This window comes from Methylobacterium sp. Gmos1, from assembly GCF_053764715.1.
The window spans coordinates 87,650-101,987 of record NZ_JBSNCC010000011.1 but is presented as its reverse complement, the minus strand read 5'-3'; the positions used below and the strand labels follow the sequence as shown (position 1 = coordinate 101,987).

Genomic DNA, 14,338 nt, shown 5'->3' with positions numbered 1-14,338 from the left:
TCCAAAGAAGTAATCCAAAAAAGGGGGTGTCCATGGACGCGAACGAGCTGGAGCCGACCTCGCAACTGATCAATCTGTCGGCCGATATCGTGTCGGCCTACGTGTCGAAGAACTCGGTTCCGATGGGAGAGCTGGCGAGCCTGATCGCCGCCGTGCACGCCTCCCTCGAGCGCGTCGCCGCACCCCCGGCGCCCGAGCCCGAGAAGCCGACGCCCCCGGTGCCGATCCGCAAGACCGTGACGCCGGATCACATCATCAGTCTGGAGGACGGCAAGCCCTACAAGTCGCTCAAGCGCCACCTGACGACCCGCGGGCTTACCCCGGACCAGTACCGTCAGAAGTGGGGCCTGCCGCCGGACTACCCGATGGTCGCCGCGACCTACGCCGCCCAGCGCTCCGAGCTCGCCAAGAGCCTCGGCCTCGGGCAGATCCGGCGCGACCGTGCCGCCGCGGCCCGGCTCGCGGCCGGGCAGGATGCCGAGAGCGAGGGCGAGGCGGCGCCGGCCCGCCGGGGTCGCCCGCGCAAGGGCGAGTGAGGCCACCGGTCCGGCGCTCCTCGGGGAATGCCACGGCGCCGAGCAGCGGACGGGCGTGCAACCGCCGCGGCCCGCGTCGCGGGGCAACGCGCCGGACACAAGAAAAAACCCCCGCCGGACCCGGCGGGGGCTGATGATGGGTGAGGCGGGTCCCCGGACGGTGACCGACGCCCCGGTCCAGGCGAGTCTCGCCTCCGACCTACTTGCGGCGCGCCTTGCGGGCGGCGTAGCGGGCGTCGCGGGCGGCCTTGCGCTCGATCTCCTGGGCCGCCTCGCGCTCGGCCGCCTCGGCCGCCTCGCGCTCGGCGCGGGCCTTGGCCTCCGCCTCCTCGGCCGCCCGGCGCTCGGCCTCGGCCTGCTTGGCGGCTTCGCGCTCCGCGGTGCGGGCGGCGCGGGCCTCGGCGATCTTCTGGCGCTCCGCGAGGCGGGCCTGGACCTCCGGATCGTCGGCGGCGGGCTTGGCCCGGAACTTCTCCAGCAGGGCCTTCTTCGCGTCCGCGGACGTATTCCGCCGATCGTTGAAGTTCTGGTCCTTGAAGCCGGCCATCGTGTTCGTCTCGTCGTCCTGCGTGCGAAGGCGCGCCCGTCTGGGGGGAGTCGCGCCGGGATCCGTGGTGGTCTGGTCGGTTCCCGCTTCACGGGCGAGGAGCCGTCGCACGTGCTCTAGCGCCGACGGCGTCCGGTTTCAAAGCCAAAGACGCCGCGGGCACCGAAGTGAGCGGTGGAACCTCGTCCGATCGGGGTAAAACCGCGACCTCGGGTCAGGGGATTGTCAAGGTTTCCCCGGCAGGTTCGAGGAGCGGTGGCGATCTCGCGCCGGAGGAGACCTCATGCGTGCGATCGTCCTCGACGATGCCGAGCTCAACAACCTCTTGATGCTCGAGGCCCTGCGGCCGATCGCCGATTGCCGTCCGCAGAGCTTCACCCGGCCGGCGGACGCGCTCGCCTTCGCGGCGGCCCACGCCGACGAGATCGGCATCGTCCTGACCGATTACGAGATGCCCGGGATGGACGGCCTCGCGGTCATCCGGGCCCTGCGGGCGATGCCGGGCTTCGCGCACGTTCCGCTCGTGATGGTGACGAGCTTCGACCAGCGCGCCCTGCGCCGCACCGCCCTGGAGGCCGGCGCGACCGACTTCGTCAACAAGCCCTGCGATCCGGTCGAGATCCGGGCCCGCGTCACCAACCTGCTCGCCCTGCGCCGGGCGCACCTCGCCGAGCAGGCCCAGGCCGCCCGCCTCGCCCAGGAGGTCGCCGCCGCGGTGGCCCTGGTCGAGGCGCGCGAGCGCGAGATCGTCACCGTGCTGATGCGCGCGGCCGAGCACCGCGACAGCGATACCGGCGACCACGTCGCCCGGGTGGCGACCTACGTCACGCTGATCGCCGAGGCGCTCGGCCTGCCGCCCGAACGCTGCCGGCTGATCAGCCTCGCCTCGACGATGCACGACGTCGGCAAGATCGCGATCCCCGACGCGATCCTGCTCAAGCCCGGCCCCCTGACCCCCGAGGAGCGCCGGGAGATGGAGCGCCACGCCGAGCGCGGCGCCCGCATCCTGGCCAACAGCTCCTCCGACGTGGTGCGCCTCGCCGCCGAGATCGCCGTGAGCCACCACGAGCGCTGGGACGGCAAGGGCTATCCCAACGGGCTTTCCGGCACGGCGATCCCGCTCCCGGGCCGCATCGTCGCGGTGGCCGACGTGTTCGACGCCCTGACCAGTGACCGGCCCTACAAGCGCGCCTGGACCCTGGAGGCCACCCACGCCTTCCTGCGGCGGGAGGCCGGCGTGCATTTCGACCCGGCGGTGGTCGAGGCCTTCCTGTCCCGCTGGGACGCCGTCGCGGACCTGGTCGGCCAGGCCGCGAGCCGCGCCGCCTGAAGGAATCGCGGGCCGTGACGATCGGGATGGCGGACGCGCCGGGGGAGCCGAGTCCGATGAGCGAGCCGGGACAGAACCGGAGCCTGCGCGCCCGGGTGATCCGGGTCCAGGCGGATCCGCCCGGCCCGCCGCAGGGCACCGCCGCGGATCCCGACCCGCGGCCGGACGGATCCGCGCAGCCCCCGCCCGGCCGCAAGGCCCTGCCCTGGTCGCGTGCGGCACGCCGGACACCGCGCCCCGACATGCCCGGCGCCGCAACCGAGTCCGTGCCCGAGGCCGCCGGGGCTCCCGCACCGGCTTCCTCCCTCGCCCCGTCCCCTGCGCCGTCGCGCCCGGCGCGCAGCCTCGCGGCCCGCCTCGGCCGGGCGGTGCTCGGCGCGGTGGTCGTCGCGCTGGCCGCCGGCACGGCGCTCGGCGCCTGGTCGGAGGTCAACCGCTACGCCGCCGACACCCGCCGGGCGCTCACCGGCCTCGCCTCGGTCTTCGCCGCCGCGGCCGCGTCCGCCGCCGCCGCGAACGATGCCGCCGGCGCCCACGCGGCGCTCCGGGCGATCGGCCGCCAGGACGGCATCGTCTATGCCGGGCTGACCCGCCCGGACGGCACGGCGCTCGCCGAGCAGGGCACGGGCCTGCGGCTCGCCGACGACCTCGACCTCGACGAGGCCGGCCTGACGCCGCTCGCCCTCGTGTTCGCCCACACCGTCAAGGTCAGCGTGCCGGTGGTGGAGAACGCCCGGGTCGTCGGGCGGGTGACCCTGATCGCCGACACCGCCGACCTCGTCGGACGCCTGTTCGACGTGGTGCGCAACGCCCTGATGGGCACCGCCCTCGCCATGGCGGTCGGCTTCGCGGTGGCCTGGCGCCTCGGCCACGCCCTGACCCGGCCGCTCACCGCGCTCGCCCGCACCATGGACGCGGTGCGCGAGAACCACGACTACGCCCGCCACGCCGTGCTGCCGTCCGCCGCCGAATCCGGCGATGAGGTCGGGCGGCTGGCGACGAGCTTCAACGGCCTCATCGACGCGGTGCGCGAGCGCGACCACCGTCTGGTCGAGCATCAGGGCCGGCTGGAGCAGGAGGTGAGCGACCGCACCCACGACCTCAGCGAGGCCAAGGAGGCGGCGGAGGCCGCCAACAGCGCCAAGTCGTCGTTCCTGGCCACCATGAGCCACGAGATCCGCACGCCGATGAACGGCATGCTGGTGATGGCCGAACTCCTCGCCGCCGCCGAGCTGCCGACGCGCCAGCGCCGCTACGCCGAGGTGATCGCGCGCTCGGGCCAGAGCCTGCTCGCGATCATCAACGACATCCTGGACTTCGCCAAGGTCGAGGCCGGCAAGCTCACCCTGGAGCGCATCGCCCTCGACCCGTCGGAGGTCGCCGACACCGTCGCGACCCTGTTCGGCGAGCGGGCGCGGGCCAAGGGGCTCGACCTCGCGGCGCTCGTCGCGCCGGACGTGCCGAGGACGATCCAGGGCGATCCGGTCCGCCTCGGCCAGGTGCTCGGCAACTTCGTCAACAACGCCCTCAAGTTCACCGAGGCCGGCCACGTCCTGGTGCGCCTCGAGACCCGGGAACGCGGCGCCACCTTGCGCCTGAGCGTCACCGACACCGGCATCGGCATCCCGGCCGAGACCCTGCCGACGATCTTCTCCGCCTTCTCGCAGGCCGACGGCTCGACGACCCGGCGCTTCGGCGGCACCGGGCTCGGCCTGTCGATCGCCGAGCGCCTCGTCCATGCCATGGGCGGGCGGATCGGCGTCGAGAGCACGGTCGGCCGCGGCTCGACCTTCTGGGCCGAGATCCCCCTCGACGGCGCCGCCCCGGCCGAGCCGGTGCTGCGGGCCGGCGGGATCGTCCCGGCGGTCGTCGTCGCGGTGGCGGGACCCGCGACCCGCCTCGTCCTGACGGAGGGCCTGACGGATGCCGGCTTCGCGCCGGGCGAGGGGGGCGCGGGCGCCCACCACCTCGTCGAGGCCGGCGACCTCGCCCGGGCCGGGCGCCGCCCGGCGGGGGCCGAGCGCGTCATCGCCATCGCGCCGATGGGCGAGCCGAGCGGGGCCGCGGTGCTGTCCTCGGGGCTCGCCGACGCCCTGCTGCGCTGGCCGCTGGCGCAGGCCGAATGGCGCCCGGCGCTGGCGGCGCTGGCGACGGGGGGCGCCTTCGCGGGCATCGGCGCCGAGGCCGGCCCGGTCGCGACCCTGCCGCGCTTCCCCGTCGCGCGGGTGCTGGTGGCCGACGACAACCCGGTCAACCGCGAGGTCGCGGTCGAGGCGCTGGGCCGCCTCGGCGTCACCCGGGTGGTCACCGTGGAGGACGGGTTCGGGGCGCTCGAGGCGGCGCGCGAGGGCGGGTTCGACCTGATCCTGATGGACGGCTCGATGCCGGGCCTCGACGGTTTCGACGCCGCCCGGGCAATCCGGCAATGGGAGGCCGCGACGGGTGCGGACCGCCTCCACATCGTGGCGGCGACCGCCCACGTCGTCGGCACCGCCGCCGAGGCCTGGCGCCAGGCCGGGATGGACGGCGTGCTGGCCAAACCCTTCACGCTCACCGACCTCGCCCGCACGCTCTCTGCGGCGCTCGGCACGAGCGGGGAGACCGGCGCGCCGGATCCGGGCGAGGCCCAGGAGGCCGGGGCTCATGGGACGGACGCCCGGGAGACGCAAGCCTCAGCGGCGCTCCTCGATCCCGACACCCTGGCGGGGCTCTGCGAGATGGCGGAGGGCTCCGGCTCGGCCTTCGTCGAGCGGGTGCTCGGGCTGTTCTCCGCCCACGGGCCCGACGGGCTCGCGGCCCTGCATGCGGCGGACGACGCGGAGGCCGCGGGCCGGGCGGCGCACGGGCTCAAGTCGATGAGCCTCAATGTCGGGGCTGCCGCCCTCGCCGCGCATCTGCGCGAGATCGAGCACGCGGCCCGGGTCGAGGGGCGGGTGCCGGACGAGGCGACGCTGGCACCGCTCGAGTCCCTCCTCACCGACAGCATCGCGGCGCTCTACGGGCATTTCGGCCTCGACCGCCCCGCGCCCGCCCTCCAAGACGCCGCGTAACGCCTGAGAAACATCGTCGCGGGCGACCGGACCCATCCGGCGCGCCGCGGCGTTACTCTCCTCAGCCACGGCCACGCTCGCCGGGCGAGGGGAGCGCGGAACCACCATGGCCCACGAGAGCAGCGGCGCGATCTACACCGCCGCCGGCGCCAACCTGGCGATCGCCGCGGCGAAGTTCGTCGGCGCCTTCTTCACCGGCTCGAGCGCGATGCTGGCCGAGGGCGTCCACTCGGTGGTCGACACCGCCAACCAGATCCTCCTGCTCGTCGGGCTGAAGCGGGCGCAGCGGCCGGCGGATGCCCGCTTCCCGTTCGGCTACGGCCGCGAGGTCTACTTCTACGCCTTCCTGGTGGCATTACTGATCTTCCTCGGCGGCGGCGCCTTCGCGGTCTACGAGGGCGTCCACAAGCTCCAGCACCCCGAGCCCGCCGCCGACGCGGTGATCTTCGGGCGGAGCATCCCGGGCTTCACCGTGAACCTGGCGATCCTCGGCTTCGCGGTGGCGGCGGAGGGTTATTCCTGCGTCGTCGCCCTCAAGGCGTTCTGGGGCGAGAAGGGCGAGCGCCCGCCGATCACCGCGATCCGCCGCAGCAAGGACCCGGCTCTGTTCACCGTGCTGGTCGAGGACGTGGCGGCGCTGACCGGCCTCGTCGTGGCGCTCACCGGCGTGATCCTGGCCGAGACCCTGCGGCAACCCGCCTTCGACGGCATCGCCTCGATCGTCATCGGGTTGATCCTGATCGGCATGGCGATCTTCCTGATGATCGAGACCCACGGCCTGCTCGTCGGCGAGGCGGCGGAGCCCGAGCTCGTCGCCGGCCTGCACGAGATCGTCCGCTCCGAGCCGGGGGTGCAGCACGTCAACGAGGTGCTGACGCAGCATCTCGGCCCGGCCGACATCCTGGTCAATGTCAGCCTCGACATGGACGACCACCTGGCGGCCGGCGAGATCGAGCGGCTGGTCGGGCAGTTGGAGACGCGGATGAAGGCCTTGAGCCCCAAGGTGCGGCGCGTCTTCATCGAGATCCAGGCCCGGCACGACGCCGCCGCCCGGCAGCCCGACAAGGTGGCCTGAATTCGCCCGGTTCCCTCGCGCCGGATCGCCTGCCCCGCGCGAGACGGCTGCCGGGGACGGCCGCATCCGCGCCAGAGCTTGCATCGCGGCCCCTCGCTCAAATGCCGAGTCTCGATAGGTTTTTATGCAATTATCGGCAACGTGAGTTCAAAAATTACAACCTTGAGTATATTAAACTTGGTTGTATCGCGTCGAAATCCACAGGAACTACCTGATTTGACCCCCGCGTTGCTGCTACCAGCTTGCGAACGAGAGTGAGACTTGCCACCAAGTCTGAGGGACCGGGTGATCGCGCCTGCGGACTTGGGTAGCGGACGGCCCTCAAGAAGACCGAGTGGCGGCACGGCGCCGAACCGGCCCCGCTGCAACGCCTCCGTCCACCACACTCTCGAAGCGGAACCCCCAGAATGTCAGACGTGGATACTCAGGATCAGGAGCCGGGCGAACTCGTCATGCTCACGGCCGACATCGTGTCGGCCTACGTGTCGAAGAACTCGGTCCCGGTCGGGGATCTCGGCAGCCTGATCGCCGCCGTGCACGCCTCCCTCGAGCGTGTCGCCGCGCCCCCGGCGCCCGAGCCCGAGAAGCCCACGCCGCCGGTGCCGATCCGCAAGACCGTGACGCCGGACTACATCATCAGCCTGGAGGACGGTAAGCCCTACAAGTCGCTGAAGCGCCATCTCACCACCCGCGGCCTCTCGCCCGAGCAGTACCGCCAGAAGTGGGGCTTGCCGCCGGACTACCCGATGGTCGCCGCGACCTACGCCGCCCAGCGCTCCGAGCTCGCCAAGAGCTCCGGCCTCGGCCAGCAGCGCAAGAACCGCGGGCGGTAAGGGGCATTCCGGGCGCGGGTCCCCGTCGATCCGGGTCCGGGACACCCACCTTGTCCTTTCGTGGCTCGCTGCAAGCGAGAACCCGGAATCCATGACCGCTGAGGTAGGGGAGGGAAGCGGATCGCGGTCCGCTTCGTTCCGAACCGTGGGCGGTCATAGATCCCGGGTTCTGCCGTTGCGGCCCCGGGATGACGCGGAGGCTGGCAGTCCGATCCGTCAGCCCGAGCGGGCGCTCAGGCCGCGTCTGGATCCCGCGGGGCGGCCGGCGCGAACAGGTCCTCGGGCGGATCGACGACGACCCGGCGGGCCGCGACGTCGATCTCGGGCACGAAGGCCTTGGTGAAGGGCAGGAGGGCCGGGCTGCCGCCCGTGGCCGGCGCGATCTCCAGGAGATCGCCGCCGCCGTAATTCGGCACGGCCCGCACCGTCCCGACGGGCTTGCCGTCGCGGTCGACCACCGCCAGCCCGACGAGGTCGGCGGCGAAGAACTCGTCGTCGTCCTCCGGTGCGCCGAGGCGGTCGCGGGCGACGTAGAGGGCGAGCCGGTTCAGGCTCTCGGCCCCGGTGCGGCCGGAGACGCCCGCGACGCGGGCGATCAGCATGTCGGGCGCGCCCGGGGCGGGGCGCAGGGACGCGATCTCGACCGCGCGGCCGTCGGCCCCGGTGAGCGGGCCGTAGGACCCGATCGCCGTCGGGTCGGCGGTGTAGGATTTCAGCCGCACCTCGCCGTTGAGGCCATGGGCGCGACCGAACTCGCCGAGCAGCACGAATCCGGGATCGCTCGCGATCCCGGATTCGTGGCGCATGGGCGCGGCGCTGGCGTGCTGCGGCGCCGGTGCGCTCCCGCCCCGGCGCGGATCGGATCCCCCCGGACCGGGGCCCTTGGGGGCCTGGCCGCGCGGGGGACGGGCGTCGGGGCGGCGCGCCACAGTCGGTCTTACTCGGCCGAGTCGGCGGCGGCGCCGGCCTTCTCGGCGCGGGCGGCGGCGCGCTCCTTGGACTTGGTGCCGGGCTCGGCCTTCTGCGGGTTGTTGCGGGTCGGACGCTTGGCGAGGCCGGCGGCGTCGAGGAAGCGCAGGACGCGGTCGGTCGGCTGGGCGCCCTTGGCGAGCCAGGCCTGGACCTTCTCGGTCTCGAGGATCACGCGGGCCGGATCGTCCTTCGGCTTCATCGGGTCGTAGGCGCCGACCTTCTCGATGAAGCGGCCGTCGCGGGGAGCGCGGGCGTCGGCGACGACGATGCGGTAGTACGGGCGCTTCTTGGCGCCGCCGCGGGTGAGGCGAATCTTGAGGGACATGGGTCTCTTCCTGTCTTGAGGTTCGAGGATCGTTCGACGATGTGGGCGGCGGGACCCTGGAGGGTTCCGGTGCCGCCTACTTCTTCTTGCCGAAGGGGAGGCCGCCGAGGCCGGGCAGGCCCGGGAGCTTGGCTCCGAGGCCCGGCAGGGCGGGGGCGGCGGGCGGCTTGCCGGCGGCGCCTGCCGGCGCTTTCGCGGCGGGCTTGCCGGCAGGACCGCCGAGGCCAGGCGGCATCGGCGGAAGGGTGGCGCCGGGGGGCAGGGACTTCTGCAGCTCGGCGAGCATCTCGGGGGTGGGCTGGGGCATGCCGCCCATCATCTTTCCGAGGCCGCCCATTCCGCCGCCCATGCCGCCCATCCCGCCGCCGCCAAGGCCGAACATGCTGCCGAGCGCCTGGCCGATGCCGCGCTTGCCCGAGCCCATGGCCTTCATCATGTCGGCCATGGTGCGGTGCATCTTGAGGAGCTTGTTGATCTCCGAGACGTCGACGCCGGCGCCCTTCGCCACGCGCTTCTTGCGCGAGGCCTTGAGCACGTCGGGGTTGCGGCGCTCCTCGGGGGTCATCGACGAGATGATGGCGCGCTGGCGCTTGAACATCTTCTCGTCGAGGTTGGCGCCCTCGACCTGCTTCTTGATCTGGCCCATGCCGGGCAGCATGCCCATCAGGCCGCCGATGCCGCCCATCTTCTCCATCTGGGCGAGCTGCATCGACAGGTCGTCGAGGTCGAACTTGCCCTTGCGCATCTTCTCGGCGACGCGAAGGGCCTGTTCCTGATCGATGGTCTCGGCCGCCTTCTCGACGAGCGAGACGATGTCGCCCATGCCGAGGATGCGGTTGGCGACGCGGGCCGGATGGAATTCCTCGAGGGCATCCACCTTCTCGCCGGTGCCGACGAGCTTGATCGGCTTGCCGGTGACCGCCCGCATCGAGAGCGCCGCGCCGCCTCGGGAATCGCCGTCCATGCGGGTCAGGACGATGCCGGTGACGCCGAGCCGGCCGTCGAAGGCGCGCGCCGTGTTGACCGCGTCCTGGCCGGTGAGCGCGTCGGCGACGAGCAGCACCTCGTGCGGGCTGGTGGCCGCCTTGACGTCGGCGGCCTCCTGCATCAGCGCCTCGTCGAGGGTGACGCGGCCGGCAGTGTCGAGCATCACCACGTCGAAGCCGCCGAGGCGAGCCGCCTCCATGGCGCGCTTGGCGATCTGCACCGCCGACTGGCCGGCGACGATCGGCAGCGACTCGACGCCGACCTGACGCGCCAACACCGCCAGCTGCTCCATCGCCGCCGGGCGGCGGGTGTCGAGGGAGGCGAGCAGCACCCGGCGCTTGTCGCGCTGGGTCAGGCGCCGGGCGATCTTCGCCGTGGTGGTGGTCTTGCCCGAGCCCTGGAGGCCGACCATCAGGATGCCGACGGGGGCGGGCGCGTTGAGGTCGATGACCCCGGCCTCGCCGCCCAGCATCGCCACGAGCTGGTCGTTGACGATCTTCACGACCATCTGGCCGGGCGTCACCGACTTCAGCACGACGGCGCCGACGGCCTGCTCGCGCACCTTCTCGGTGAAGGAGCGCACGACCTCGAGGGCGACGTCCGCCTCCAGGAGGGCGCGGCGCACCTCGCGCAGGGCGGCGGTGACGTCGGCCTCGGTCAGGGCGCCGCGGCGGGTCAGCCCGGACAGGATGCCGGAGAGGCGGTCGGAGAGGCCTTCGAACATGCGCGTCAGTCTCCGACGGTTACTCGTTCACGCCCGCGAAGGCGGCGCGCCGGGCCTGGAGGGCGCCCTCGAAGTGGTGGAGCGCCCGCTCGAACTTGTCGCGGCGATCGGGATTGCAGAAGCCCACGACCGCGCCGTTGTAGAGCGTCAGCGAGTCGGCCGCGATCGGCTTGCCCGACCACGGACAGAGCTCGTTCACCGCGTCCTCGATCCGCAACTGCGCGTGGTCGGTCCTGGTCATCCGGTCTCCTGCAAGGCCGCCCGTCGGGGCAGCCGGTGGGGAGGATCGGCCCAACGCAAGTCGCGCCCGAGGGCGCATCGCGCTGTCGGGCGTTGACCTCCGGCCTCACGGGGCCGGTCGGCGTCGAGACGAGTCCTCGTCCTGAGAGGCCGGGGCCTAGCCGCCCGCGCCTGCGATGTCAACGTCCGCGAGCCGAACAACCGGCGTCGGTGCCGCATTTACCGCTTCTTAACCATGCCGACGGTTAACTGCCGGTCAAGATTCGCGAGGAGATGCGGCGTGTCCGAACCGGCCCTGAAGACGCACACCACCGCCGCCGCGCGGCAGCCCTCGGGCCCGCTCCAGGACTGGCTCGCGACCTTGTCGCGCATCGACGCCGCCGACCAGGCGCGCGCCGCGCCGCGCCGGCCGGTCGAGCCCCAGCCGGCCTGGGAGCCCCGCATCGTCGAGCCGGCCCCGGTCCCGGAGCCCGAAGCCCCGGCGGCGAGCGCCGAGCAGGACGACCTCGCCGCGCTGATGGCCGAGAACATGATGCTCAAGGCCCGCCTGCGGCAGGAGCACGGGCGCTACGACGAGCTGCAGTCGCTGCTGGCCGACGAGCTGCGCTCGCTTCGCGCCCACGTCCAGCACGAGGTCGACAAGGCTGAGGAGCTGCGCGTCGAGCGCGACCTGTGGATGGCCCGGGCCGAGGCCCTGGCCCAGCCGCTGTTCCAGCCGCGGCGCTGAACGAAGCGCGCCGTCCGCCCATCCGACACTCCCGCGTCACGTCCCGCGTCCCGGCATCGCTGCCGGGGCGCGTTCGTCGTCGGGTCGTCTCGTTGCGGGGTTTCGCTCTCCGGCCGGACCGACGGGGCCGGCAGCACGTCGGTCTGGGCGTCGAGGCCGCCGACCCTCGACTGCGAGAACGGGCCTCTGATCTCGACCGGCACGCTGCCCTACCGCTCCTCCGCTCGCCCGGATGCATGGCGTGGTCGTTCGGCACCAGGATGAGATTCCCGAAGCGCTCCACGAGAAGGAAGGCTCGTCTCCGAGCGCGACCATCCCGCAGGGCGCGATAGTCTTCCCCGAATTGCAGAAGCGAGCGGATGTACGAGCCGCGCCGCTGCGGTGTCACGCGGCCACCGGGGCCGCCAGGACGGCCGGGGCTGGGGCTAGGCCGGCGCGCGAGACCATTTCCCGTCCGGCTCAAAATGCTCTAGAGCGACGCCGCCACCTCACGTAGTCCCCATGTCGCATAACAGCTTCGGCCACCTCTTCCGCGTCACCACCTTCGGCGAGAGCCACGGCCCGGCCCTCGGCTGCGTCGTCGACGGCTGCCCGCCGCTGATCCCGCTCGAGGCGGCGGAGATCCAGGCCGAGCTCGACCGGCGCCGGCCGGGCCAGTCGCGCTTCACCACCCAGCGCCAGGAGCCGGACCAGGTCCGCATCCTCTCGGGGGTCTTCTCCGACGACCGCACGAACGGGCGCCAGCTCACCACCGGCACGCCGGTCGCGCTGATGATCGAGAACGTCGACCAGCGCTCGAAGGATTATTCGGAGATCCGCGACAGCTACCGGCCGGGCCACGCCGACTACGCCTACGACGCCAAGTACGGCATCCGCGACTATCGCGGCGGCGGCCGCTCCTCGGCGCGCGAGACCGCCGCCCGGGTGGCGGCGGGCGCCATCGCCCGCAAGGTGCTGACCGGCGTCACGATCCGCGGCGCCCTGGTGCAGATCGGCCCGCACGCGATCGACCGCGCCCGCTTCGACTGGAACGAGGTCGACAACAACCCGTTCTTCTGCCCCGACGCGACCGCCGCCGTGCAATGGGCGGAGTACCTCGACGGCATCCGCAAGGCGGGCTCGTCGGTCGGCGCGGTGATCGAGGTGGTGGCCGAGGGCGTGCCGGTCGGGCTCGGTGCCCCGGTCTACGGCAAGCTCGACGCGGATCTCGCGGCGGCCATGATGTCGATCAACGCCGTCAAGGGCGTCGAGATCGGCGACGGCTTTGCGGCCGCCGCCTTGCGCGGCGAAGAGAATGCCGACGAGATGCGGCCGGGCAACGACGGGCGCCCGATCTTCCTCGCCAACCATGCCGGCGGCGTCCTCGGCGGCATCTCGACCGGCCAGCCGCTGGTCTGCCGCTTCGCCGTCAAGCCGACCTCCTCGATCCTGACCCAGAGGGCCTCCGTCACCCGCGACAATCGTCCGGTCGACGTCATGACCAAGGGCCGCCACGACCCCTGCGTCGGCATCCGGGCGGTGCCGGTGGGGGAGGCGATGATGGCCTGCGTGCTCGCCGACCACTGGCTGCGCCACCGAGGTCAAGTCGGAGGCAATCCCGGGGGCAATGTCGGGGGCGGGTTTCAGCCCGGGTGAATCCTCCTGCCGTTTCAGTTTGACTGAAACGGCGGTCAGGCTATGACGGGCGCGTGAAACTCGGCGACTGGCTCCGACAGCAGGGCGTGACCCGCCTCGACTTCGCGCGGCGCTGCGGGCTCTCGCCGGCGGCGGTGACGGGGTTGTGCAACAACCCCGAGCCCTGGCTCTCGCGGGAGACGGCCGCGGCCGTGGCGCGCGAGACCGCCGGCGCCGTCACCCCCAACGATTTCCTGGGACTGAGCCTCCTGGGACAGGAGATGCCCGTGACCCACGCATCCATCATCGAGGCCCTCGACGCCTTCGCCCGCGGCGAGATCGTGGTCGTGACCGACGACGACGATCGCGAGAACGAGGGCGACCTCGTCGTCGCCGCCTCGCTCTGCACGCCGGAGAAGATGGCGTTCATCGTCCGCAACACCTGCGGCATCGTCTGCGCGCCGATCACCGCCGCGGAGGCCAAGCGCCTGCGCCTCGAGCCGATGGTCGCCTCGAACGACGCGCCGCTCGGCACCGCCTTCACGGTCACGGTCGACGTCAAGCACGGGCTCACCACCGGCATCTCGGCCGAGCAGCGCTGCAACACCGTGCGGGCGCTCGCCAACGGCAACATGGGTGCTGCCGACTTCGTGCGCCCCGGCCACGTCTTCCCGCTGATCGCCCGGGACGGCGGCGTGCTGATGCGCTCCGGCCATACCGAGGCGGCGGTCGACCTGTGCCGGCTGACCAAGCTCCCGCCCGTCGGGGTGATTTGCGAGCTCGCCAACGACGACGGCACCGTGATGAAGGGGCCGCAGATCACGGCCTTCGCCGAGAAGCACAATCTCAAGCAGATCTCGGTCGCCGAGCTGATCTCCTACCGCCAGGCGCGCGAGAAGCTGGTCGAGCGGGTCGGCACCTTCCCGGTCAAGACCGAGTGGGGCGAGATGACCGGCTACGCCTACACCACGCCGTTCGAGCCGATGCAGCAATTCGCCTTCGTGCACGGCCGCATCGGCGAGGGCCGCGACGTGCTGGTGCGGCTGCACCGCTCGAACGTGGTGGCGGACGTGATCGAGGGCGGCCGCACGATCGAGGCGGTGATGCGCCGCTTCGCCCAGGAAGGCCGCGGCGTGCTCGTCTACCTGCGCGACGGCACCGCGGGCGTGCCGCTGTCGCAACTCCCCGACGGCGCCGGCGAGGACGGGGCGGAAGCCGCCCGCGTGCGCCAGTGGCGCGAGGTGGGTCTCGGCGCCCAGATCCTGCGCGACCTCGGCGTGGTCTCGATCCGCAACATCTCGAGCGCGGCGCGCTCCTATGTCGGCCTGTCGGGCTTCGGCATCGAGATCGTCGCCGACGAGCCGCCGGAGGGGTAGGG

13 protein-coding genes are annotated in these 14,338 nt (G+C 72.6%); 8 read left to right on the top strand and 5 right to left on the bottom strand.

Annotated features, from left to right (window positions below; genetic code table 11):
- Positions 1–32: 32 nt before the first annotated feature.
- On the top strand, positions 33–536 hold the full coding sequence (locus tag ACS5PV_RS20480) for a MucR family transcriptional regulator (protein ID WP_455397187.1): 504 nt from the start codon (positions 33–35) through the stop codon (positions 534–536).
- A 199-nt stretch (positions 537–735) separates the two neighbouring features.
- On the opposite strand, the gene ACS5PV_RS20475 is transcribed toward ACS5PV_RS20480, so the two are convergent.
- Complete coding sequence (locus ACS5PV_RS20475; RefSeq protein WP_455397186.1) at positions 736–1,083, bottom strand: DUF6481 family protein; 348 nt, start codon at positions 1,081–1,083, stop codon at positions 736–738.
- A gap of 283 nt (positions 1,084–1,366) precedes the next feature.
- Between ACS5PV_RS20475 and ACS5PV_RS20470 the strand changes: the two genes are divergently transcribed.
- The 4 genes from ACS5PV_RS20470 to ACS5PV_RS20455 all read left to right on the top strand — a co-directional run bounded on the left by ACS5PV_RS20470 (position 1,367) and on the right by ACS5PV_RS20455 (position 7,371).
- Entirely contained in the window at positions 1,367–2,413 is a 1,047-nt protein-coding gene (locus tag ACS5PV_RS20470; RefSeq protein WP_455397185.1) for an HD-GYP domain-containing protein, read from the top strand.
- A gap of 56 nt (positions 2,414–2,469) precedes the next feature.
- Positions 2,470–5,463 carry an ATP-binding protein gene (locus ACS5PV_RS20465; protein ID WP_455397184.1) on the top strand — a complete coding sequence of 998 codons (2,994 nt, stop codon included), beginning with the start codon at positions 2,470–2,472 and terminating at the stop codon, positions 5,461–5,463.
- 106 nt (positions 5,464–5,569) lie between these two features.
- On the top strand, positions 5,570–6,538 hold the full coding sequence (locus ACS5PV_RS20460; protein ID WP_455397183.1) for a cation diffusion facilitator family transporter: 969 nt from the start codon (positions 5,570–5,572) through the stop codon (positions 6,536–6,538).
- Positions 6,539–6,945: 407 nt separating this feature from the next.
- Positions 6,946–7,371: a MucR family transcriptional regulator gene (locus ACS5PV_RS20455; protein ID WP_455397182.1), complete on the top strand. Its 426-nt coding sequence runs from the start codon at positions 6,946–6,948 to the stop codon at positions 7,369–7,371.
- A gap of 233 nt (positions 7,372–7,604) precedes the next feature.
- Here ACS5PV_RS20455 and rimM read toward each other — a convergent pair whose 3' ends face one another.
- The 4 genes from rimM to ACS5PV_RS20435 form a co-directional block, all read right to left on the bottom strand.
- Positions 7,605–8,300: a ribosome maturation factor RimM gene (rimM, locus tag ACS5PV_RS20450; protein ID WP_455397181.1), complete on the bottom strand. Its 696-nt coding sequence runs from the start codon at positions 8,298–8,300 to the stop codon at positions 7,605–7,607.
- Positions 8,301–8,308: 8 nt separating this feature from the next.
- A complete protein-coding gene (rpsP, locus tag ACS5PV_RS20445; RefSeq protein WP_139034811.1) occupies positions 8,309–8,668 on the bottom strand; it encodes a 30S ribosomal protein S16 in 360 nt (119 codons plus the stop codon).
- A gap of 76 nt (positions 8,669–8,744) precedes the next feature.
- The gene (ffh, locus tag ACS5PV_RS20440) at positions 8,745–10,379 is read right to left on the bottom strand and encodes a signal recognition particle protein (RefSeq protein WP_455397180.1); all 1,635 of its coding nucleotides are present in this window, start codon (positions 10,377–10,379) and stop codon (positions 8,745–8,747) included.
- A 19-nt stretch (positions 10,380–10,398) separates the two neighbouring features.
- Positions 10,399–10,620: a glutathione S-transferase gene (locus ACS5PV_RS20435; protein WP_455397179.1), complete on the bottom strand. Its 222-nt coding sequence runs from the start codon at positions 10,618–10,620 to the stop codon at positions 10,399–10,401.
- Positions 10,621–10,899: 279 nt separating this feature from the next.
- On the opposite strand from ACS5PV_RS20435, the gene ACS5PV_RS20430 reads away from it, so the two are divergent.
- The 3 genes from ACS5PV_RS20430 to ribB all read left to right on the top strand — a co-directional run bounded on the left by ACS5PV_RS20430 (position 10,900) and on the right by ribB (position 14,336).
- On the top strand, positions 10,900–11,346 hold the full coding sequence (locus tag ACS5PV_RS20430; RefSeq protein WP_455397178.1) for a hypothetical protein: 447 nt from the start codon (positions 10,900–10,902) through the stop codon (positions 11,344–11,346).
- Positions 11,347–11,847: 501 nt separating this feature from the next.
- A complete protein-coding gene (gene aroC, locus ACS5PV_RS20425) occupies positions 11,848–12,981 on the top strand; it encodes a chorismate synthase (RefSeq protein WP_455397177.1) in 1,134 nt (377 codons plus the stop codon).
- A gap of 53 nt (positions 12,982–13,034) precedes the next feature.
- The gene (gene ribB / locus ACS5PV_RS20420) at positions 13,035–14,336 is read left to right on the top strand and encodes a 3,4-dihydroxy-2-butanone-4-phosphate synthase (protein ID WP_455397176.1); all 1,302 of its coding nucleotides are present in this window, start codon (positions 13,035–13,037) and stop codon (positions 14,334–14,336) included.
- Positions 14,337–14,338 lie beyond the last annotated feature (2 nt).

Coding starts and splice junctions, on each gene's coding strand:
- ACS5PV_RS20455 (WP_455397182.1), top strand. CDS start 6,946: ATGTCAGACGTGGATACTCAGGATCAGGAGCCGGGCGAACTCGTCATG.
- aroC (WP_455397177.1), top strand. CDS start 11,848: ATGTCGCATAACAGCTTCGGCCACCTCTTCCGCGTCACCACCTTCGGC.
- ACS5PV_RS20465 (WP_455397184.1), top strand. CDS start 2,470: ATGAGCGAGCCGGGACAGAACCGGAGCCTGCGCGCCCGGGTGATCCGG.
- ffh (WP_455397180.1), bottom strand. CDS start 10,379: ATGTTCGAAGGCCTCTCCGACCGCCTCTCCGGCATCCTGTCCGGGCTG.
- ACS5PV_RS20470 (WP_455397185.1), top strand. CDS start 1,367: ATGCGTGCGATCGTCCTCGACGATGCCGAGCTCAACAACCTCTTGATG.
- ACS5PV_RS20480 (WP_455397187.1), top strand. CDS start 33: ATGGACGCGAACGAGCTGGAGCCGACCTCGCAACTGATCAATCTGTCG.
- ACS5PV_RS20435 (WP_455397179.1), bottom strand. CDS start 10,620: ATGACCAGGACCGACCACGCGCAGTTGCGGATCGAGGACGCGGTGAAC.
- ACS5PV_RS20475 (WP_455397186.1), bottom strand. CDS start 1,083: ATGGCCGGCTTCAAGGACCAGAACTTCAACGATCGGCGGAATACGTCC.
- rpsP (WP_139034811.1), bottom strand. CDS start 8,668: ATGTCCCTCAAGATTCGCCTCACCCGCGGCGGCGCCAAGAAGCGCCCG.
- ACS5PV_RS20460 (WP_455397183.1), top strand. CDS start 5,570: ATGGCCCACGAGAGCAGCGGCGCGATCTACACCGCCGCCGGCGCCAAC.